At 69.1% G+C, this 21,252-nt stretch carries 14 protein-coding genes; 13 read left to right on the forward strand and 1 reads right to left on the reverse strand.

Annotated features, from left to right (window positions below; all coding sequences use genetic code 11):
* Positions 1-2 precede the first annotated feature (2 nt).
* Positions 3-680 (forward strand): isochorismatase family protein, encoded by a 678-nt coding sequence (locus tag BJP62_RS10415; RefSeq protein WP_070529573.1) that lies wholly within the window; start codon positions 3-5, stop codon positions 678-680.
* Here BJP62_RS10415 and BJP62_RS10420 read toward each other — a convergent pair whose 3' ends face one another.
* Positions 681-2,846: a cellulose biosynthesis cyclic di-GMP-binding regulatory protein BcsB gene (locus BJP62_RS10420; RefSeq protein WP_070529574.1), complete on the reverse strand. Its 2,166-nt coding sequence runs from the start codon at positions 2,844-2,846 to the stop codon at positions 681-683.
* A 316-nt stretch (positions 2,847-3,162) separates the two neighbouring features.
* On the opposite strand from BJP62_RS10420, the gene pyk reads away from it, so the two are divergent.
* The 12 genes from pyk (at position 3,163) to BJP62_RS10480 (ending at position 20,939) form a co-directional block, all read left to right on the forward strand.
* Positions 3,163-4,593 carry a pyruvate kinase gene (gene pyk, locus BJP62_RS10425; protein ID WP_070529575.1) on the forward strand — a complete coding sequence of 477 codons (1,431 nt, stop codon included), beginning with the start codon at positions 3,163-3,165 and terminating at the stop codon, positions 4,591-4,593.
* Between the two features lie 150 nt (positions 4,594-4,743).
* Complete coding sequence (locus tag BJP62_RS10430) at positions 4,744-7,467, forward strand: bifunctional glycoside hydrolase 114/ polysaccharide deacetylase family protein (RefSeq protein WP_070529576.1); 2,724 nt, start codon at positions 4,744-4,746, stop codon at positions 7,465-7,467.
* The gene (locus BJP62_RS10435) at positions 7,436-11,086 is read left to right on the forward strand and encodes a tetratricopeptide repeat protein (protein WP_070529577.1); all 3,651 of its coding nucleotides are present in this window, start codon (positions 7,436-7,438) and stop codon (positions 11,084-11,086) included. The genes BJP62_RS10430 and BJP62_RS10435 overlap by 32 nt, the downstream gene beginning before the upstream one ends.
* Before the next feature lie 189 nt (positions 11,087-11,275).
* On the forward strand, positions 11,276-11,839 hold the full coding sequence (locus BJP62_RS10440) for a penicillin-binding protein activator LpoB (protein ID WP_070529578.1): 564 nt from the start codon (positions 11,276-11,278) through the stop codon (positions 11,837-11,839).
* Positions 11,823-13,151 (forward strand): PelD GGDEF domain-containing protein, encoded by a 1,329-nt coding sequence (locus BJP62_RS10445; protein WP_145927169.1) that lies wholly within the window; start codon positions 11,823-11,825, stop codon positions 13,149-13,151. Before BJP62_RS10440 ends, BJP62_RS10445 begins: the two co-directional genes overlap by 17 nt.
* Positions 13,148-14,122, forward strand: coding sequence for a lipopolysaccharide assembly protein LapB (locus BJP62_RS10450; RefSeq protein WP_070529580.1), 975 nt, complete (start codon positions 13,148-13,150; stop codon positions 14,120-14,122). Before BJP62_RS10445 ends, BJP62_RS10450 begins: the two co-directional genes overlap by 4 nt.
* On the forward strand, positions 14,119-15,639 hold the full coding sequence (gene pelF / locus BJP62_RS10455) for a GT4 family glycosyltransferase PelF (RefSeq protein ID WP_070529581.1): 1,521 nt from the start codon (positions 14,119-14,121) through the stop codon (positions 15,637-15,639). Before BJP62_RS10450 ends, pelF begins: the two co-directional genes overlap by 4 nt.
* On the forward strand, positions 15,639-17,009 hold the full coding sequence (pelG, locus tag BJP62_RS10460; protein WP_070529582.1) for an exopolysaccharide Pel transporter PelG: 1,371 nt from the start codon (positions 15,639-15,641) through the stop codon (positions 17,007-17,009). The genes pelF and pelG overlap by 1 nt, the downstream gene beginning before the upstream one ends.
* Positions 17,010-17,052: 43 nt before the next feature.
* The gene (gene rstA, locus BJP62_RS10465) at positions 17,053-17,778 is read left to right on the forward strand and encodes a two-component system response regulator RstA (protein ID WP_070529583.1); all 726 of its coding nucleotides are present in this window, start codon (positions 17,053-17,055) and stop codon (positions 17,776-17,778) included.
* 288 nt (positions 17,779-18,066) lie between these two features.
* The gene (locus BJP62_RS10470) at positions 18,067-19,368 is read left to right on the forward strand and encodes an ATP-binding protein (RefSeq protein ID WP_070529584.1); all 1,302 of its coding nucleotides are present in this window, start codon (positions 18,067-18,069) and stop codon (positions 19,366-19,368) included.
* Between the two features lie 164 nt (positions 19,369-19,532).
* Positions 19,533-20,096, forward strand: a complete 564-nt coding sequence (locus BJP62_RS10475) for a hypothetical protein (RefSeq protein WP_070529585.1) — start codon at positions 19,533-19,535, stop codon at positions 20,094-20,096.
* 69 nt (positions 20,097-20,165) lie between these two features.
* Positions 20,166-20,939 carry a serine protease gene (locus BJP62_RS10480; protein ID WP_070529586.1) on the forward strand — a complete coding sequence of 258 codons (774 nt, stop codon included), beginning with the start codon at positions 20,166-20,168 and terminating at the stop codon, positions 20,937-20,939.
* The last annotated feature ends 313 nt before the right edge of the window (positions 20,940-21,252 follow it).

Below are 21,252 nucleotides of genomic sequence, written 5' to 3' on the forward strand. Positions count from 1 at the left end.
CCATGAGCACACCAGCCAACTTCAACGGCCAGAAGCCCGTCATCAACCCGGCCGACGCCGTCATGCTGCTGATCGACCACCAGAGCGGCCTGTTCCAGACGGTCAAGGACATGCCGATGCCGGAACTGCGCGCCAACGTCACCACGCTGGCCAAGGTCGCCACGCTGGCGAAGATGCCGGTGATCACCACCGCATCGGTGCCGCAGGGTCCGAACGGCCCGCTGATTCCCGAGGTCCACCAGTTCGCGCCGCACGCGCAGTACGTCGCGCGCAAGGGCGAGATCAACGCCTGGGACAATCCGGAGTTCGTCGCCGCGGTGAAGGCGACCGGCAAAAAACAGCTGATCATCGCCGGCACGATCACCAGCGTCTGCATGGCCTTCCCGAGCATCGCCGCGGTGCACGAGGGCTACCAGGTCTTTGCCGTCATCGACGCATCGGGCACGTATTCGAAGATGGCGCAGGAAATCACGCTGGCGCGCATCGTCCAGGCCGGCGTCGTGCCGCTGGACACCGCGGCGGTCTGCTCCGAAATCCAGCAGACGTGGAACCGCGCCGACGCGCCCGACTGGGCCGCGGCGTACAGCGTGGTGTTCCCGCCCTACGCGCTGCTGATCGAGAGCTACCGGAAGGCACAGGACGTCGTCACGAACCACGAGGTGCTCGATTCGCAGCGCTGATCAGCCCTTGGGCTTCTTGCGGAGCAGCCGGCGGAACATCGCCACGAGCAGCAGCAAGGCCGCGCCGCCGATGACGCCCTTCCACAAGGCCGGCAGATCGTGCCACAGCGCGGTCGGTCCGGCCTTCGTCGCCTCGAGCTCGGCCGGCGCCCTGCTGTCGACCTGCAGCACCACGCCATCGTCGCCGAGCACCGCGACGTCGCCGCGGGCCAGCCGGAAAGGCCGGTCGAGCAAGGGCGCCTGCGCGCCGACGGTCCGGTAGGCGATGCCCAGTTGTCCGGATGCCTTGACCACTTCGGCGACGGCGACATGGTTGAGCGTCGACAGGTCGAGCAAGGGCTGCTTGCCGTTGATGACGAGGCGCCCGCTGCTGACCGCCGTGACGGCGTCGCCCACCGGGACGTCGAGTGCAAGGAAAGGCGCGGCTATGCTCGACGCCTTGCCGGCGCCGACAACCTGCAGCCGGGCGTCGGCGACCGAAATGCCGGCGGCGCCGGCAACGCGGATCAACTGCCGCAGCCGGGTTGGCGCATCGCCGAGCCAGGCGGCCGGCACGATCACGTCGTGCTTTTCGCCAAAGCCGGCGGCAACGCCGATGAAGTCGGCCGACGGCGTCCCCTTGTCCAGCCGCACATAGCTGCCGGGCAGGATGCTGACCGGATAGCTGGTCGCCTGGTCGTGGCAGCGCAAGCGGGTCGGCTGGCGCAGGAAGCTGATCTTGACCTCGTTTCTTGCCGCCAGCACGTGGCGCGGAATCGCTGCGCGCACCCACTGCGGCTTGCCGTCGGCGTTCAGCCGGGCCGAACCGATCAGGAAGTCGTTGAGAAAGACCGACGCGACCGGCGCCTCGCCGGCGACGTTCGGCGCGGCGACGATGTTGAAGCCGAACTCGACCGGCTGCCGCTTGCTGCCGGCAACCGCACCGAGGTCGAAGCTGACGCTGCGGTCGCTGCGGCCGAGCACGTCGAGCGTTCCGGCCATCGTGCCGAAGCGGTTCAGCAGGATCGTGGACTCGCCCTGCGCCGGCCCGGAGGCAACCTGGACGGTCAGCGCCTTGCCGAGTGCGACGCTGCGCCACTGTGACGTGAACAGGTTCGCCGCCTGGACGCCCGCAGCGGCATCAACCGCAATCACCATGCCGCTGCCGAGCGTTGCGAGCCGGATGCCGCCGCCGTCGAGCACCGCCGTGCCGAGCCATGCCGTACTGCGCCACGCCGTGTAGGCTCCGGCTGCATCGGGCGCGGCAGCCTGGACCTGGGTACCGAGTGCGTCGAACGCGGTCTGCAGCCGGCGTACCAGCACGTCGTCGCGGATGACCACATCGGCGCCGAGCGGGCCGTTCTGGCCCAGCGCCAGCAGCGCACCGAGTTCGGCCTCGCTGCCGATCCGGTGGGCCGGGTCGCCGCCCGCCAGCGCCGCAAACGCCGGAATGCCGCGCAGGCTTTCGGGCACCGCCAAGCCGCGCAGATCGACCTGATCGCCGACCGCCGGCAGCACCTTGATCTGCACGCGCTTGCCGGCCTGCTCGAGCGCCAGCCCGAGCCGCCAGGCCGCATCGAACGCCGGCACCTGCAGCGCCCGCTGGCTCACCAGCAGCGTCGGCGCCAGCGGCAGCGCGGTCCACGCGGTGGCAAGGTCGCGGATGCCACGCGGATCGAAGCTGTAGCTCAGCGTCGAATCCGGCAGCACGCGCAGCACATTGCCCGGCGCACGCTGGTCGGCGCACTCGTCGTCGGAAATCACCGACGACCACCCAATACCGAAACGCAGGAAGCCGCTTTTGCGCGGATCGCCGTTGACGGCCAGCCGCTGCGCGGCATCGCCACGGTCGTCGGTAATACGGTTCGAAACGACCGGCTCGCCGTCGACGCTCAGCAGCATCAGCGAGCGGCCGCCGTTGCCGCGCAGGTAACTGCCGTTGAACTGCAGCGCCGCATCGCGGATCGGCAGCGACACCGGGACCGGCAGGTAAAGATCGCGCTGGCTGTCACCGCTGAGGATCAGCGGGGTCGTGATCCCGAGATCGCTGAGTGCCACCCTGCGCGTTACGACCGGTTCGTCGTGCCAGCGCTTGAACTGGTCGGCCACCGGGCCGGCGAACGCCGGTGCAAGGAGCACCGTACCGGCAACGGCCAGGCTCAGTGCCTGCTGCTTGAATGGTTTCATCGTTTGCCTTTCTGCGGCATCGCCGCCGTGCTTGCAGCCCGGCCGGCCGTTCCGCCGGAAAAATAGAAAGCCGAGTTTTAGTACAGCTTACAACTGACAGCGGCAAAAAGCATCGGTGAAACGCACAAGCTGCCCCGGCGATTTGCCCCCGGCCTGATGCGGATCGCAAAGCGGCGGACCGAAATGCCGGAAGCCCCTGTCAGATCAAAGCGCGACCGGCGCGACACTGGTAGCCTTGCGGCAGTCTGGCCGATAGCGCGCCCGTACAGAGGCTTGCGCTCGGCCCGATTGCCCGATGATGACTAGGAGTAAACCCATGCCCCGCGGTACCAAGATCGTCGCCACCCTCGGCCCTGCCTCGAACGACCCGGCCGTCCTCGAACAGCTGATCCGGGCCGGCGTCAACACCGTCCGACTCAACTTCTCCCACGGCACCGCCCAGGACCACACCGACCGCGCCAGCACCGTCCGTGCGATCGCCGACAAGCTCGGCGTCGCCGTCGCGGTGCTCGCCGACCTGCAGGGGCCGAAGATCCGCGTCGGCAAGTTCGAGAAGAACAAGATCGAACTGAAGAAGGGCGGCAAGTTCATTCTCGACGCCGCGTGCGAACTCGGTAACCAGGAACGCGTCGGCCTCGATTACAAGGAGCTGCCGAACGACGTCGAAGCAGGCGCGATCCTGCTGCTCGACGACGGCAAGATCCAGCTCGAAGTCGACGAGGTACGCGGTGCCGAGGTCTACACCACGGTGCTGGTCGGCGGCACGCTGTCGAACAACAAGGGCATCAACCGCAAGGGCGGCGGGCTGACCGCGCCGGCGCTGACCGCCAAGGACATGGAAGACATCAAGACCGCCGCGGCACTCAAGGCCGACTACATCGCGGTGTCGTTCCCGAAAAGCGCCGCCGACATGTACATGGCGCGCACGCTGCTGCGCGCCGCCGGCGGCAGCGGCAGCCTGATCGCCAAGATCGAGCGCACCGAGGCGATCACCAACCTCGACGAAATCCTCGACGCCAGCGACGGCATCATGGTCGCCCGTGGCGACCTCGCGGTCGAAGTCGGCGACGCCACGGTGCCGGCGCTGCAGAAGATGATGATCAAGCGCGCCCGCGCCATGCGCAAGCTGACGATCACCGCGACGCAGATGATGGAATCGATGATCTCCAGCCCGGTGCCGACGCGCGCCGAAGTGTCCGACTGCGCCAACGCGGTGCTCGACGGCACCGACGCGGTGATGCTGTCGGCCGAATCGGCGGCGGGCAAGTACCCGGTAGAGGCGGTCGAGGCGATGGTGCGCACCTGCATCGAAGCCGAGCGCTCGGGCGAATGCCGCGTCGACAGCGAAGTCCGCGGCGCGGCACAGTTCGACCGCGTCGACCAGACCGTGGCGATGGCCGCGCTGTACGCAAGCCGCCACCTGCCGCTGAAGGCCATCGTCGCGCTGACCCACTCGGGCACCTCGGCGCTGTGGCTGTCGCGTTACAACAACCACATCCCGATCTACGCGTTCACGCTCGAACTCGAGACCTACCGCAAGCTCGCGCTGTTCCGTCACGTCCAGCCGATGCTGATCCCGGCTGCGGTCGGCCAGGATCGCGAGGCGCAGCTCGAGCATGCGCAGCTCGCGCTGCTCAAGGCCAACCTGGTCGGCCCGCGCGACCGCGTCGCGCTGACCTTCGGCTCGCAACGCGGCGGCGTCAACGGCGCCGACAGCCTGCGCATCATCGAGATCAGCGGCAAGTAGGATTTACAACTCTGGACGGCGAAACTGTCCAGGGTTGTATTTATTCGCCGCACCGGCCTAGGTTTATTGTGGGAACTGGGTATATCCACCCCGCCAGCCATCGATCAAAATGGTTGAAATTCTTACAATAACCCGCGACCTCCGGTGCCTATGCGATCCGCCGTCCGCTGCGCCCTCCTGCTCCTGGCCCTGATGCTGGGACCGCCGCTCGCGCACGCTGCGCTGCCGAGCGTCGCCTTCTACTACGGCGACCAGCCGCCGCTCGAGGCGCTGTCGACCTTCGACTGGGCCGTGGTCGAACCGGCCAAGCTCCCCTCCCCGCCCGTCCGCGGCCACACCCGCTGGTTTGCCTACGTCAGCATCGGCGAAGTCAGCGCCGACCGCAGCTACGCCAAAGCGCTGCCGCAGGGCTGGATTCTCGGCAGGAACCCGGCCTGGGGCGGCGTCATCGTCGACCAGAGCCAGCCGGAATGGCCGGCCTTCGTCGTCGAGCGGATGGTCACGCCGCTGTGGCAGCAGGGTTACCGCGGGCTTTTCCTCGATACGCTCGACTCCTGGGTCGGGCTGGCCAAGACCCCCGCGGCCCGGCAGGCGCAGGCCGACGGCCTCGTCCGGGTCATCCGGGCGATCAAGGCGCGTTATCCGGAGATCCGGCTGATCGCCAACCGCGGCTTCGAGGTCATGCCGCAGATCCACGATGCGCTCGCCGGCGTCGCGTTCGAATCGCTGTACCAGGGCTGGGATCAGGGCAGCAAGCGCTACCGCAGCGTCAGCGACGCCGACCGCGCCTGGCTCAGGCAGCAGCTCAAGCCCATCGTCGACGACTACAAGCTGCCGGTGATCGCGATCGACTACGTCGCGCCGAACAAGCGGGCCGAGGCGCGGCGCGTCGCCGGGCAGATCCGCAAGGACGGCTTCATTCCGTGGGTCACCGACCCGCAACTGACCACGATGGGCGTCGGCCTGCGCGAAGTCCTGCCGCGCAAGGTGCTCTTCCTCTACGACGGCCGGCAGTTCCCGACGCCGATGCGCTCGGACCTGCTGATGCTGATGACGCCGCTCAACTACCTCGGCCTGACGCCGGAGTTCGTCGACCTGCACGGCCCGCTGCCGGCCGGCACGCTCGCCGGCCGCTATGCCGGCATCGTCAGCTGGCTCGACGGCGTCACGCTGTCGCCGGCGGCGCAGGGCTGGCTGAAGCAGGCGCTCGACGACGGCCTGCCGTGGGTGACGTTCGCCGGGCTCGGCGTCGACGTCCGGGGCGACTGGGCACGGCGGCTGGCACTCGCCGACGACGGCAAGCCCGAGTCGCCGGCGCGGCAGATCGTCGTTCAGTCGCCGCTGTACGGTTTCGAAATCAAGCCGCGCGTGCAGCGCGACGGCTTTCGCGGCCTGACCGCCCAGCAGGGCGAGCCGCTGCTGGCCGTCACCGACGCAGCCGGCCGGCGCTTCGACGCCGCGGCGATCATGCCGTGGGGCGGTTACGCGCTCGACCCCTACCTGCGCAGCGAGATGCCCGACCTGAGCAACCGCTGGCAGCTCGACCCGGTCGCCTTCCTGCAGCGCGCGCTGCGGCTGCCGCCGGCGCCGGTCGCCGACGTCACGACCGAAAACGGCCGCCGCGTGTTCCTGATGCACCTCGACGGCGACGGTTTCGTCTCGCGCGCCGAGCTGCCGGGGCGCCGCTTCGCCGGCGAGGTGATGCTGAACGAGGTGCTGAAGAAATACGGCCTGCCGGCGACGGTATCGGTGATCGAAGGCGAGGTCGGCCCCCATGGGCTGTACCCGAAGGACGCGCCGGAAGCCGAGGCCGTCGCCCGGCGGATCTTTGCGCTGCCGAATGTCGAGATCGCCAGCCACTCGTTTTCGCACCCGTTCCAGTGGGGCAAGGTCAACACCGACAACGCCGACGACTACCACCTCGAGATTCCCGGCTACGACTTCGACCTGAACCGCGAGATCGCCGGCTCGATCGACTACATCAACACCCGGCTCGCGCCCCCGGGCAAGCGGGTCAAGGTCTTCCTGTGGACCGGCGACTGCAAGCCGATGCCCGACGCCGTCGCGATGACCCGCAAGGCCGGCGTGCTCAACATGAACGGCGGCGACACGCTGATCTCCCGGCACCTGCCGTCGCTGACCGCCGTCGCCCCCGTCGGCCTCCCCTTCGGCGGCGAGCTGCAGATCTTCGCGCCGAACCAGAACGAGAACGTCTACACGAACAACTGGACCGGCCCGTTCTACGGCTACCGCCAGGTGATCGAAACCTTCGAGATGACCGACGGCGCACGCCGGTTCAAGCCGATCAACGTCTACCTGCACTTCTATGCCGCGAGCAAGCGCGCCTCGCTCGACGCGGTGCACCAGGCGCTCGCCTGGGCGATCGCCCGGCCGATCAACCCGCTGTTTTCGTCGCAGTACATCGAGCGGGCGCAGGCGTTCTTCTCGGCGACGGTCGCCCGCGACGACGGCGGCTACGCGATCCACGCCGGCGCGCTGCGCACCGTCCGCATTCCGGCCGGCCTCGGCTATCCGGACCTCGCCGCCAGCCGCAACATTGCCGGCTTCGCCGACCACGGCGACGAACGCTATGTCCACCTGGCCGACGACGACGCCTACCTCGCGCTGCGGCCCGCGCCGCCGGCGACGCCCTATCTCGTCGACGCCAGCGGCGTGCTCGGGCGCTGGCGGGCGCAGCCGGGCCGGCTCGATTTCACGCTCGACTCGACCCGGCCGCTGACGTTCGCGCTGGCCAATGCCGCGCGCTGCACGGTACGCGCCGACAACCACGTCGTTGCACCGAAGCGCGAGGCCGCCGTGCAACGCTACACGCTGAACCGCCATGCCGCCCAGATCGACGTCCGCTGCAGCTGAGCCGGCCGCGAGGGCGCGGCTGATCTCGCCGTGGACCATCGCCGCGCTGATCGCGGTGACGGCGGGCACCCTCTACGTGCTGCACACCAACGACTCGGCGCTGAGCCGGCTGGCCGGCGCCCGCGACAACGACGCCGTTGCGGTCGACTACCTGCGCGCGCTGCTGCAGGCCCACCCGGACGACGACCAGGTCCGTCGGGCGCTGGTCAACGGCTATCTCCAGCAACAGCGCTACAGCGATGCCGAAGCCCTGCTCGCGGCCTGGGACACGCACGCCGACCCCAAGCTGAAACAGCAAAGCCGGCGCCTGCGCATCGAGATCGCCGAAGCCCGCGCCGTCACCCAGCCACCGGGGCCGGCGCGTGACGCCAATCAGGCGAGGCTGCGGCAACTGCTCGGCGACATGGCGGCCGCGCCGCAGCCCGGCAGCGAGGCCGACTGGCTGATCGCGCGGCTCAAGGTCCATGCGCCCGAACGGCTGCCGGCGCTGTACCTGCTGCTCGCCGAGCACGAGCCGGGCCGCGCGCCGCACTGGCAGGCCGCCGCCGGCGACTTCGCCCTTGCCCACGGCCGCTACCGCGAAGCGGCGGCGCGCTATTTCGCCGCGCAGGCCGCCAGCCGCTCGGCCGACAACCGCAAGCGCTTCTTCCTTGCCGGCATCGCCACGCTGCAGTCGGGCAATCTGCTCAAGGAAGCGCTCGTCGCGGCCGACACCCACGGCGCCGGGCTGCTCGACGACCGCGACGTGCTGCTGGCGCTGACCCGGCTGGCCCGTGCCGCCGGCAACGGCGATGCGGCGGAACGCTACGTGCGCCGGCTGGTCCGGATGGCCTGGCTCGACAGCCAGCGCTTCCGGCTGGCCGCCGCCGATGCCCCGGCATGGCGCGACGCCGCGCCGATGCGCACCGCTGCGGCACCGGATGCCGCCTTCGACGACGAATCGTTCCGGCTCGCTTTCGAGGTCTTCGTCGGCAACCGCAAGCTCGACGACGCGCTCGCGGTCGCCACCGCCGCGCTCAAGGCCGTCCCCGGCGACGACGGCTGGCTCAAGCGCTATGCACAGGTCGCCGAATGGAACGGCCAGCCGCAGATCGCGCTGACCGCCTGGCGCAAGCTGGCCGAGCGCAGCGACGACCCGGACGCCTGGCTGGCGATACTGCGGCTCGCACCGGGACTGCTCGACGATGAGGCGCTGCTGCTCGCCAGGGAGCGCGAGGCACGCCGGCATCCGCTCTCGACAACCGAGCTCGACCAACTGACCGCACTGTACGAGCGGCTGGGCCGCCCCGAAGCCGGCATCCGTTTCCTCGAAACGCATTTCCGAACCCGCCCCGATCCCGGCCTGCTCGAGCGCGCCGCACTGCTGCGCCAGCGCAGCGGCGACGACGCCGGCGCGATCGCCACCTACCAGCGGCTGCTGACGACCTTCGGCCAGCGCGTCGGCTGGGCCCGGACGCTGGCTGCGCTGCGTTACGGCCGCGGCGACCTCGACGGTGCGTATCGTGCACTCGCCGACGCCCGGCCGGCCGCGAGCGATGCCGACGGCGACTACTGGCGGCTGCTCGGCGACCTGGCCTGGCAGCTGCAGCACGACGACGTCGCCCGCGAAGCGTACCGGCACCTGCCCGGCATGCCCCAGTGGCAGAACGTCGACGCCAACCGGCTGCTGGCACTGCTGCCGCCCGGCGACACCGCCGGCCGTCGCGCCGTTGCCGAGGCCGCGTGGCTGCGCTTTGGCGAACCCCGCTACCTGAACCAGCTGCTGGCCGCCGACCTCGACCGCGGCGATCAGGCCGCCGTCCGGCAACGGCTGACCGCTCTGAGTGCCGCGCAGCGACAGCGGCTCACCGGCGACACCGATTTCCTGCTGCTACGCGCACGCCACCACCAGCAGACCCATGCGCTGGCGGCCGCGCGTGACGACTATACCGCCGCGCTGGCGCTGGATCCCGGGCTGAGCGCCGCCCGCGTCGGCCTCATCTGGCTGCTGGTCCAGCAGGCCGACGCCCAGACGCTGTCCGGACTGCTGCCGCGGCTGGAGGCACCGGCCGCCGCCGACCCGGCGCTCGCCGAGGCCGTCGCCGCCGGCTGGCAGTCGCTCGGCCGGGTCCGGCAGGCGCTGACCTGGCAACGGCGCTTGCTGGCCGAACGCGGCGGCGATTTCGTCTGGCTGCTCAACTACGCCGACCTGACCGAGCAGGCCGGCAACCCCGATCTGGCATGGCGGATCCGCCGGCACGCGTGGCAGAACCGGCCCAGACAGCCCGACGGCAAGCTCGATACCCTGCAGGCACGGTTGCGGCTGGCGCTGATGTTCGAGCGGCTCGACACGGCCGAGCGCCAGCTGTTCGCCGCGCTGAGTGCGCAGGCGCCCGGCAGCCCGGACAACGCCGCGGTCGACGAGCTGGTCTACTCCTGGCTGACCGGGCGCGACGACAACGCCCGCGCCCGCTACTGGTACTGGCGGCGCTACGCGAAGCAGCTGCGCGATCCGCATTATCTGGCGCGGATCAGCGCGGTGGTCCGCGGCGACGAGGCGGCGATCGCGCAACTGCTCGAACGCGACGGCGTGGCGACCCAGCCGGCCGACGCCGCGCTGCTCGCGCAGACTGCCGGCCAGGCGCCGCTGGCCAAGTCGCTGGCGCATGCGGCCGCCGACGGCGCGCCGGACAACGACGCGCTGCAGCTGGCGCTCGAGACCGAACTGCTGCTCGACCGGCCGAACCGGGCCACCGTGCAGGTCGACCGGCTGCTGCAGGACACGCTCAAGGGCACGCGCACCGTCGTCGGCCTCGAGGTCGCGCTGACGCCGACGCTGCGCCTGTCGATGCAGCTGTCCGACACGCCGTACACCTATTCGCCGACCGGCTACCGGCAGAACAACGGCCTGCTGGTGCTGACGGTGTCCGAAGTCGGTGCCGAGCGCAACGCCGGCGACGCGCGCTGGTCGGTCTCGCTGCTGCAGCGCCGCGCCTGGGGCGACGACACCGGCGCGATGCTGCACTGGGCCGACCGCGCCGGCGGCATCGACTGGCTGCTCGAGGCCGCGCTGCACGAGCCGACCGACGACACCGTCGGGCTGACGCTGTTCGGCCGGCAGGACCGGCTGTCTCTCGGTGCCCGCTACCGGCTGCGCAGCGACCTGTCGGCGCAGCTGCGGGTCAACCTCGCCCGCTATGCGCTGCAGGACGGCACCCGGCTCGGCGACAAGCAGGAGCTGCTCGCCAGCCTCAGCTGGCGCTTCGCCGGGCTGCTGTCGGCCGAGCTGATGTCGCAGACGATGCGGACCGGCGCGCGCGACACCGGCGTGCAGCTGCCGGCCGACTTTGCCGCCGAGACCGTCAGCGCCCGGGCGCTGCTGCCCGAGGACTTCCAGCGCACGACGCTCGCCCTCGGCTACGACATCGACACCGCGGCCTGGCCGCGCCGCAGCTGGAATCCGTACGGGCTGCTGTCGGTCGGCTACCACTCGGTCAGCGGCACCGAGTACGGCGGGCTGTTCGGCGTCGGCGGCAGCGTGTTCGGCGGCGACCGGATGACGCTCTACGTCCAGCGCAGCAATACGGATCGCGGCGACGCGAGCCTGGACCTCGGCATGTACTACCAATGGCTGTTCTAAGGGCGGCGGCTGACCCAGGGGCACGGCCTGCCGGGCGCCAACCCGGTGCAACGGTGCCGGCAAGGCGTACGAAAGTCCCGCGGGGCGCCCTGCGGTCGCAACAAGATGTACGGCAATACGACGCAGCCAGCTTTGCCAGCCGCTCCAGCGATGCGGCACGACGAATCTAAACCAACGAAGAGGATCATCATGCACAGACCCCTTACCTCGCTGATCGGCCGGCTGGCCGCGCTGTGCCTCGTGCTCGGGCTGACCGCCTGCGCCGTGGTCGACGTCTCGAAATCCGCGCCGCTGCCGGCGAAGGCGCAATGGGCGATGCTGCCCATCGTCAACCACACCGAGACGCCGCTGGCCGGCCTGCGCGCCGAGGCCATCCTGCAGCCGCTGTTGCACCAGCGCGGCATCGCCGACCTGCGCGTCTACCCGGCCGGGCTGTCGAAGGAGACGCTGCTGGCGCCGGACGAGCGCGCCGCGCTCGAAGCCGCACGCGACTGGGCGCGCAAGGAGCAGCTGCGCTACGCGATCGGCGGCAGCGTCGACGAATGGCGCTACAAGGTCGGCGTCGACGGCGAGCCGGCGGTCGGGCTGAGCCTGACCGTCTGGGACCTGCAGACCGGCCAGGTCGTCTGGAGCGGCGTCGGCGGCAAGAGCGGCTTCTCGCGCGAGAGCCTCGCCGCCGTCGCCCAGAAGCTGATGCGCGACATCGTCAACGGCCTGCCGCTGTCGGAGAACTCGGGTGCTGAAAACCGCTAAGTGGCACTGGCGCATCCACACCGCCCAGGCACGTCGGCCCTGGTGGCAGTGGGCCGAAACGCTGGCGATGCCGGCGATCGGCCTCGCGATCGGCCATGCATACGCGCCGCACGATCCCTACGGCGTCACCTCGCCGTTCCCGTGGCTGTGGCTGGTGCCGCTGCTGGTCGCGCTGCGCTACGGCATGCTGCCCGGGCTCGCGGCGTCGGCGCTGCTGCTGCTGACGTGGCCGCTGCTGATGCGCGGCCAGCCGATCCCGCCGGCCTATTTCATCGGCGGGCTAATCATGGTGATGATCGCCGGCGAGTACAGCGGCGTCTGGCGGACCCGGGTGCGCCGGGTCGAGGAGCTCAACGGCTACATCGACGAACGGCTGGACCGGCTCGCGCGCCAGCACCACCTGCTGCGGCTGTCGCACGAGCGGCTCGAGCAGAACCTGATCAGCCGGCCGGTGACGCTGCGCGACGCGCTGGCGCGGCTGCGCGGCCTGCTCGATGCGAGCGACGAAGGCGGCGGCCTGCCGGTTGCGCAATCCTTCCTCGATTTCATGGCGCAGTTCTGCCAGCTTGAGGCCGCGGCGCTGTTCGAGTGGCGCAACGGCGAGCTCGTCGCCGAACCGGTCGCGGTGATCGGCAACGACCCGAACTACCGCAGCGACGATGCGCTGCTCGATTACGCGATCCGCCACCGCACGCTCTGCCACGTGCAGACCGACGGCCTGCATGATGTCGAGACCGGGCTGCTGGTCGCGGTGCCGCTGCGCAACAGCATCGGCGTGCAGATCGGCGTGCTGGCGATCAAGCGCATGCCGTTTTTCGCGCTCAACGACGACACCCTGCAGATGATCTCGGTGCTGTCGGCGTACTACGCCGAGCAGGTCTCGGTGCGCGAGCTGGCCGCGCCGCTGCTCGAGGCCCTGCCCGACTGCCCGCCCGACTTCGCCTACGAACTCTTCAACCTGCAGCGCGTCCGCCGCGAGAGCGGGCTGACCAGCACCATCGTCGTGCAGTTCTTCGCGCCCGGTTCGCAGCAGCAGGACATTTTCAACGAAGTCAGGCGCAGCCAGCGCGGCCTCGACCAGCAGTGGGCGATCGACGACCGGCCGACCCGGGCGCTGATCACGCTGATGCCGCTGTCGACGCTCGCCGTCGTCGACGGCTACGTCAACCGGATCGAAGCGCTGGTCCGCGAGCGCTTCGGCAAGTCGCTGGTGCAGGCCGGCTACAGCCATCACTGCGTCTCGCTGTCCAAGCCCGATGCATGGATCCAGCTGCAGGGCCTGCTGCACGAAGGCACGAGGGCCACCGCGTGAAGGTCGCCGCCTGCCTGCTACTCTGGCTGGTCCTGCCGGCGCTCGATCTGGCGCTGCTGATCACCGGTATCGGCGATGCCAGTACCGCCGTCGCCGTGCCGCACGCGGCGATCGCGCTGGCCGAGATCGCCCTGGCATGGTGGCTGATGCCCGCCGGGCTGCGCCGGCCCCGGCGGCTGACGCTGGCACTGCTCGCACTGGCGGCGCTGTTCCTGCCCGGCATCGGCATACCGGCGCTGAGCCTGGCCGCATGGCTCGGCATCCGCGGCCGCCGTACCGTCGCGCCGCCGCCGTTCCGGGTGTTGCCGGCACCGGTATTCAGCAGCAGCCGCAAGCGCGCAACGATCAACTACGGCATGGGCGGCGTGCGGATGCGTCTCGCCGACCCGCAGGCGCCGGCCGACGCCAGGCTGTCGGCACTGCTCACGCTCAAGTCGATGCCGAGCCGCCACGCCAGCGAGCTGCTGCGCGACCTGCTCGACGACCCCGAGGAGGATCTGCGCCTGCTCGCCTACGGCATGCTCGAGCGCGAGGCCAAACGCCTCGACGGCCAGATCAACGCCGCGCTCGGACACTACCGCGACGGCCGCCTCGACGCGGCGCGCAACCTCGCCTTCCTGTACTGGGAACTGATCTACCACGACCTCGCGCAGGGCGACGTCCGCGCCTTCGCCAGCGGCGAGGTCGAGCGCTATCTGGCCGAGGCGCTGAACATCCAGCCGCGCGCCGCCGAGCTGTGGATGCTGCGCGGCAAGTTCGCCCTCGACAACGGCGACCTGCCGCAGGCGCGCGAGGCCTTCGAAACCGCGAGCATCCTCGGTTATCCGCACGTGAAACTGATTCCCTACCTGGCCGAGCTGGCCTACGCGCGCCGCGACTTCGCCGCGATGCGCGCGCTGTTCCCGAGCCTGAACCCGCTGCACGTCAACGACACGCTGCAGCCGGTCGTCCGTTACTGGAGCCGCCGATGATCACCGACCACCCGACCCGGCCGGTCGACGTCTGCCTGCTGCTCGAGGGCACGTTTCCCTATGTCAGCGGCGGCGTCTCGAGCTGGGTCAACCAGATCATCCGCGGCTTTCCCGAACTCACCTTCGGCCTCGTCTTCCTCGGCAGCCGCCGGCAGGACTACGGCGAGATGAAGTACCCGCTGCCCGGCAACGTCGCCTGGCTGAGCTGCAGCTACCTGCACGACACGCAGCACAACGAGAAACCGCGGGCGCGCCGCGGCGACGCGGCCGAGCTCGACATCGTCGCCAGGGCGCATGCGCACTTCCACAGCCCGAACGACATCGACACCTCGCCCGAAGCGCTCGGGAAAATGCTCGAACGGCTGTTCGACGGGGCAATGGCCCGGCACGACTTCCTCTACAGCGAGGTCGCGTGGGAATTCATCTGCGAGCAGTACCGGCAGCGCTCGACCGACCCGTCCTTCGTCGACTATTTCTGGACCGTCCGCGCAATGCACGCACCGGTCTGGCTGCTCGCCGACCTCGCCCGGCGGCTGCCGCCGGCCAGGCTCTACCACACGGTCTCGACCGGCTACGCGGGCTTTCTCGGCGCGCTGCTCAAGCGCCGGACCGGCAAGCCGCTGCTGCTGTCCGAGCACGGCATCTACACCAAGGAGCGCAAGATCGACCTGTACCAGAGCGACTGGATCCGCGACAACCGCAATGTGTTCGAACGCGAGGCGAGCCGGATCGGCTATTTCCGCGAGCTGTGGATCCGCTTTTTCGAGCAGATCGGCCGGCAGTGCTACCACGCCGCCGACGAGATCGTCGCGCTGTACGAGGCCAACCGCCAGCGGCAGGTGCGCGACGGCGCCGACGCCGCCCGGACCCGCTCGGTGCCGAACGGCATCGACCTCGACCGGCTGGCGCCGCTGCGCGCGCAGCGCGGCGACGCGATCCCGCCGGTGCTGTGCCTGATCGGCCGGGTCGTGCCGATCAAGGACGTCAAGACCTTCATCCGCGCGATGCGCACCGTCGTCAACCGCCGGCCCGACGCCGAGGCGTGGATCGCCGGCCCCGAAGACGAGGCACCCGAGTACGCGCAGGAATGCCGCGAGCTCGCGACCAGCCTCGGCCTCGCCGACAAGGTGCGCTTCCTCGGCTTCCAGCGCATCGACGCCCTGCTGCCGAAGGTCGGCGTCGTCGTGCTCAGCTCGATTTCCGAAGCGCTGCCGCTGGTACTGCTCGAAGGCTATGCCGCCGGCGTGCCGGCCGTGTCGACCGATGTCGGCTCGTGCCGGCAGCTCGTCTACGGCCACGGCGACGACGACGAGGCGCTCGGCGCCTCGGGCCGGGTCGTCGGCGTCGCCGACCCGCAGGCGCTCGCCGCCGCCGCGCTCGAGCTGCTCGAACCGGACCACTGGCACGCGGCGCAGGCCGCCGGCATCGCCCGGGTCGAACGCTATTACACGCAGACCCGGATGTTCGCCAGTTACCGCGAGCTGTACGCCCCCGCCTTCGCCGTGGAGACCGCCTGATGGCCGGCATCGGTTTCGAGTTGCGCAAGCTGCTGCGGCGCGAAAGCTACCTCGGCCAGCTGCAGGCCTACGCCTACGCCGGGCTGATCAGCGCCGGGCCGTGGATCCTGTCGATCATCGGCGTCCAGCTGATCGGCCTGATGAGCCTGTCGGTCGTCGTGCCGAAGATCGCGATCGAGCAGTTCCAGGTCTCGGTCACCTGGCTGCTGGCCGCCAGCCTGATCGTCACCGGCCCGCTGCAGCTGGCGTTCACCCGCTACATCGCCGACCGGCTGTACCAGAAGCTCGACCACCACGTACTGCCGAGCTTCGTCGGCGCACAGTTCGTCACGCTGGCCGTTGCCGGCGTGCTCGCGCTGTTGCTGTGCTTCACCGCCTTCGCCAGCGCGCCGCTCGGCTACCGGCTGCTGATGCTCAACGGCTTCGTGCTGCTGTGCCTGATCTGGATCGCCGCGGTCTTCCTCTCGGGGATGAAGCGCTATCTGGCCATCGTGCTGCTGTTCGCGCTCGGCTACGGCACCACCGTGCTCGTCGCGCTGTGGCTGCGGCCCTGGGGGCTCGAAGGGCTGCTCGGCGGTTTCGTCGTCGGCCATACGCTGCTCGCCGGCGGGCTGTGGTTCCTCGTCTGGCAGCACTATCCGTCCGGGCGGCTGATCTCGCTCGCTTTCCTGCGCCGCGGCCGGATGTACCCGACGCTGGTGTTCACCGGCCTCTTCTACAACCTCGGCATCTGGATCGACAAGTTCATTTTCTGGTTCGCACCGAGCACCAGCCAGGCGGTGATCGGGCCGCTGCGCGCATCGCCGATCTACGACTTCCCGATCTTCATCGCCTACCTGTCGATCATTCCGGGCATGGCGGTCTTTCTGGTGCGGATCGAGACCGACTTCGTCGACTACTACAACCGCTTCTACGACGCGGTGCGCGAGGGCGGTTCGCTCGACCAGCTGGAGACCTACCGCAACGAGATGGTGTTCTCGATCCGCCAGGGGCTGGCCGAGATCGCCAAGATCCAGGGGCTGGCGATGCTGGTCACCTACATGCTCGCCGGCGACATCTTCGCCTGGCTCGGCCTGTCGCCGCTGTACCTGCCGCTGCTCTATGTCGACGTGTTCGCCGCCGGGCTGCAGGTTGCGCTGCTCGCGGTGCTCAACGTGTTCTTCTACCTCGACGCGCGCCGCATCGTGCTGGGGCTGACCGCGCTGTTCGTCGTCGCCAACGCGCTGCTGTCCTGGCTGTCGATCGAACTCGGCTCGAGCTGGTACGGCTACGGCTTCGCGCTGGCGCTGCTGCTCTGCGTCACCGTCGGTTTGCTTTTGCTCAACCGCAAGCTCGACCGGCTCGAGTACGAAACCTTCATGCTGCGGTAAACTCGACGCACACCGCCGTACCTGGCGGGTGCAAGGATTCCGCATGACCCAGACCATCCTCTTCGTCGAAGACGACCCCGAGCTCGCCGGGCTGATCGGTGGCTTTCTGCGCTCGTTCGAATTCGACGTCGACCACGTTGCCGACGGCAACGACGTGATCGAGCGCGTCCGCGCCAACCCGCCGGCGCTGGTGCTGCTCGACGTGATGCTGCCCGGCAAGGACGGGCTGACGATCTGCCGCGAGCTGCGCGAGTTCTACACCGGTCCGGTGGTGATCCTGACCTCGCTCAACAGCGACATGAACCAGATCCTCGGCTTCGAGATCGGCGCGTCCGACTACGTGGTCAAGACCACGCCGCCGGCGGTGCTGCTCGCACGGATCCGCGCCCACCTGCGCACCACGCCGACAAGTGCGACGCTGACCGCCGCACCGGCCGCCGCCGGCGAGCGCAGCACGCTGAACTTCGGCAAACTCACCGTCGATTCGCGCAACCGCAGCGCCAACTACCAGGGCGAACCGCTCGGGCTGTCGACCGGCGACTTCGACCTGCTGTGGGAACTCGCCAGCCACGCCGGCGACATCCTGTCGCGCGACCACCTGCTGAAAAAGCTTCGCGGCATCGACTACGACGGGCTCGACCGCAGCATCGACGTCGCGATCTCGCGGCTCCGGAAGAAGCTCGACGACGACCCGCACGAGCCGCGCAAGATCAAGACGATCCGCCATAAGGGCTACCTCTTCGCCACCGACATCTGGTGGCAAGAGTAGTGCCCGGCTTGCTGCACCGGCACCTGGCTTTGTCGGGTGCTCCTCGCCATCCTCATGGGCAAACAGCCCATTCCGGTGGCTGCGGTGCAGCCTTCGCGCCAGCTACCGGTTCGCTGCGCCCGACGCACACCCGCCTGACAACTCGCTCCGATGCGGTTCTGCGCGGCAGATCTGTTCACCCTGATGAACAGACGGCATTCCGCCGCGTATCCGGCCGTGAACGCGCAGCGAAGTCAGCACGACGGCGAGGCGCGCTGACTGCGGCCGAATGCACGGTGGAATGAAGCGATGCGTAAGCTGTTCCTGCGGTTCTACCTGACCGTCGTCATCTGCTTCCTCGGCGCGGCGCTGCTGGTCGGGTCGTTCTACAAGCACATGCTCGAGCGCACCAACCAGCGCTACCTGACCGACATCTTCCAGTCGACGATCACCATCATCGAGGAAGAACTCGGCGACCTGCCGCAGTCGCTGTGGCACGACGAGATCAGCCGGCTGCGCGGCAAGCTGCCGGTGCCGGTGCAGGTCGAGGCGCTCGACGCCTACGTGCTGAGCCCGGACAACCGCGTCGCGCTCGCGTCGGGCGACATCATCCTGATCGCCGACGCCGGCCTCTACCTGCACCGGATTCCGAAAACCGACCTGATGGTCGTGCTCGGCCCGGTGTCCTACCTCGAGCGGCTCGACAATGTCTCGTGGCCCGACGTCGTCGCGCTGGCGCTGATGTGCCTGGCGCTCGGGCTGCCGACCTGGCTGTGGCTGCGGCCGTTCTGGCGCGACCTGCTGGCGATGATCCGCCAGAGCCGCAAGGTCGGCACCGGCGATTTCAGCGTCCGCGTCTCGCTCGACGAGGCCTCACCGCTGGCGCCGCTCGGTGCAACGTTCAACCGGATGGCGCACGATGTCGAGGAGCTGTCGGCCGGCCGGCAGGCAATGATCGACGCGATCTCGCACGACCTGCGCACGCCGCTGGCACGGCTGCGCTACCGGCTCGAAGCGCTGAAGGCCGGCGCCGGCACGCCCGACGTCGCCGCCGGCATGGAGCGCGACCTCGACAATATCGACACGCTGATCGAGGAATGGCTGACGCTGCGCAGCCTCGAGGCAAGCAAGCTGACGATGGAGCTGCTGCCGCTGGAGATCCTGCCTTGGCTGTCGCGCCAGCTTGACGAGCTCAGCGTTGCCGGCAACGCGATCCCGCTGACCAACGCGACACCGGTCAGGGCACCTTGGCTCGCCGCCGACAGCTACTACCTGTCGCGCGCGCTCGGCAACCTCGTCAGCAACGCCCGGCGCTACGGTGGCGGTCGGGTCGAGGTGACCCTGGCCTGGGCCGACGGCACCGCCCGGCTGATCGTCGACGACGACGGCCCGGGCATTCCCGAAGAAGCAAGGAAGCGCCTGGTCAGGGCCTTCGAGCGGCTCGAAGGCAGCCGCAACCGCGACAGCGGCGGCTTCGGCCTCGGTCTGGCGATCGTCGCGATGATCATGCGCGGCCACGGCGGCGACCTGAGCATCGCCGACGCACCGATCGGCGGCGCACGGCTGGTGCTGTCGTGGCCGACGACGCTGCGCGACGCCGGCAAGCTCTAAACCCCGCCTCAGCCCTGCACGTCCCCTTTTCGCAGCAATTGCCGGCATGGCCCGGCGTACACGGCGTTACACGTCGCTACCAAGCGCGCATCGACCCTGTAAGGCAGGGTTCGCATAATCGCCCCCAACACAAGACGTGTTCTTCTTACTTGGAAACAGACATCATGAAAAAACTGCTCGCCGTTCTCGTTGCTGGTGTGTTCGCTACCGCTGCTGCTGCCGGCATCGCTGCCGAAGCTTCGCCGGCTTCCAGCGTCAAGGCTGTGAAGGTTGAAAAGCACGCACACAAGAAGGGCGCGTCGGCTGCTTCGGCTGCACAGAAGGCCCAGGCCAAGAAGGCTGCTTCGACCGCTTCGGCTGCACAGAAGGCCCAGGCCAAGAAGGCTGCTTCGACCGCTTCGGCTGCACAAAAGGCCCAATCGAAGAAGGCTGCTTCGACCGCTTCGGCCGCACAAAAGGCTCAATCGAAGAAGGCCGCATCGACCGCTTCGGCTGCACAAAAGGCCCAAGCCAAGAAGGCTGCTTCGACCGCTTCGGCTGCACAAAAGGCTCAAGCCAAGAAGGCTGCTTCGACCGCTTCGGCTGCACAAAAGGCCCAGGCCAAGAAGGCTGCTTCGACCGCTTCGGCTGCACAAAAGGCCCAGGCCAAGAAGGCTGCTTCGACCGCTTCGGCCGCTCAAAAGGCTCAAGCCAAGAAGGCTGCTTCGGCTGCATCGGCTGCCAAGTAATCACTGGCTCGCCCAAGTACGAAAAAACGGGGACACTGTCCCCGTTTTTGCATTTCAGGACCACCGAACTTGCGTCACCTCGTTTCCCTGCTTGTGCTCGCGCTGAGCCTGCCCGTCCACGCCGACCTGACCCGCGAACAGAAAGCGCTTTTTTTCGGCCGCGATGACCGCATCGCCATCACCGCACCGTACGCGCCACCGTACGCGGCGATCGGCCGACTCGAAACCCGCGCCGAGAGCACCTGCACCGCGACCCTGGTCGCCCCCGACCTCGCCGTAACCGCCGCGCACTGCTTTCTGATGGACAAGGGCAAGATCGACGCCGGCCAGTGGTTCAAGGCCGGCTTCCACAAGGGTCGCTACCAGGCGCGCTACCGCGTCGTCGGCCAGGTGTTCCACCCGAAATTCCGCGCCGGCCTCGTCTACAAGGGCGAGGACGTCTACATCCAGCCATCGGCCGCGCGCTACGACATCGCCTGGCTCAAGCTCGAGCGCGCCGACGGCACCGCACCGGCGCCGCTTCCGCTGTTCAGGGGCGATCGCCAGGCGCTGACCGCAGCGCTGAAGGACGCCGGCTATCGCGCCACGCAGGCCGGCTTTGCCGAGGACCACGACGACATCCTCACCGCGCACCGCGGCTGCACGATCACCCGCTTCCGCAGCAACAGCACGCTCTACCACCGTTGCGATACGCTCTCGGGCGATTCGGGCTCGCCGCTGTTCATCGACACCGCCGACGGCCCGCAACTGGTTGCGGTGCAGAGCTCGGCCCCGGACTGGTTCAACCGCAAGAAGGCCGACAACGTCGCGGTGACCGTCCTGCAACTGCCCGAACGCCCCTAGCCCGACTCATTCGGCGGCTGCGCCTGCGCATTTTTTGGTCCCGTCCGATGCTCCGCCCCCGCAAGGGGCTAGCTTCGGACCCTCCTCATGGACCACACGTCCATTCCGGCTCCTGCGCTTCGGGCGAGGCCGGCCTGCTTTGGCTCGCTCGCCGACTGGGCCGGGCTTGTATTGGCTCACCGGCGTTTTCGGTACAATCGGCTCAGGGAAAATTCAAAGCGAGCGAGCGGATTCGAGGCAAGGAACCCGGAGCGGAGCAGCCGGAATGGACTGTATGTCCATGAGGGCGCCCCGGTAGGAAGCACCCTTGGGG

This window comes from Jeongeupia sp. USM3, from assembly GCF_001808185.1.
Lineage (GTDB): Bacteria > Pseudomonadota > Gammaproteobacteria > Burkholderiales > Chitinibacteraceae > Jeongeupia.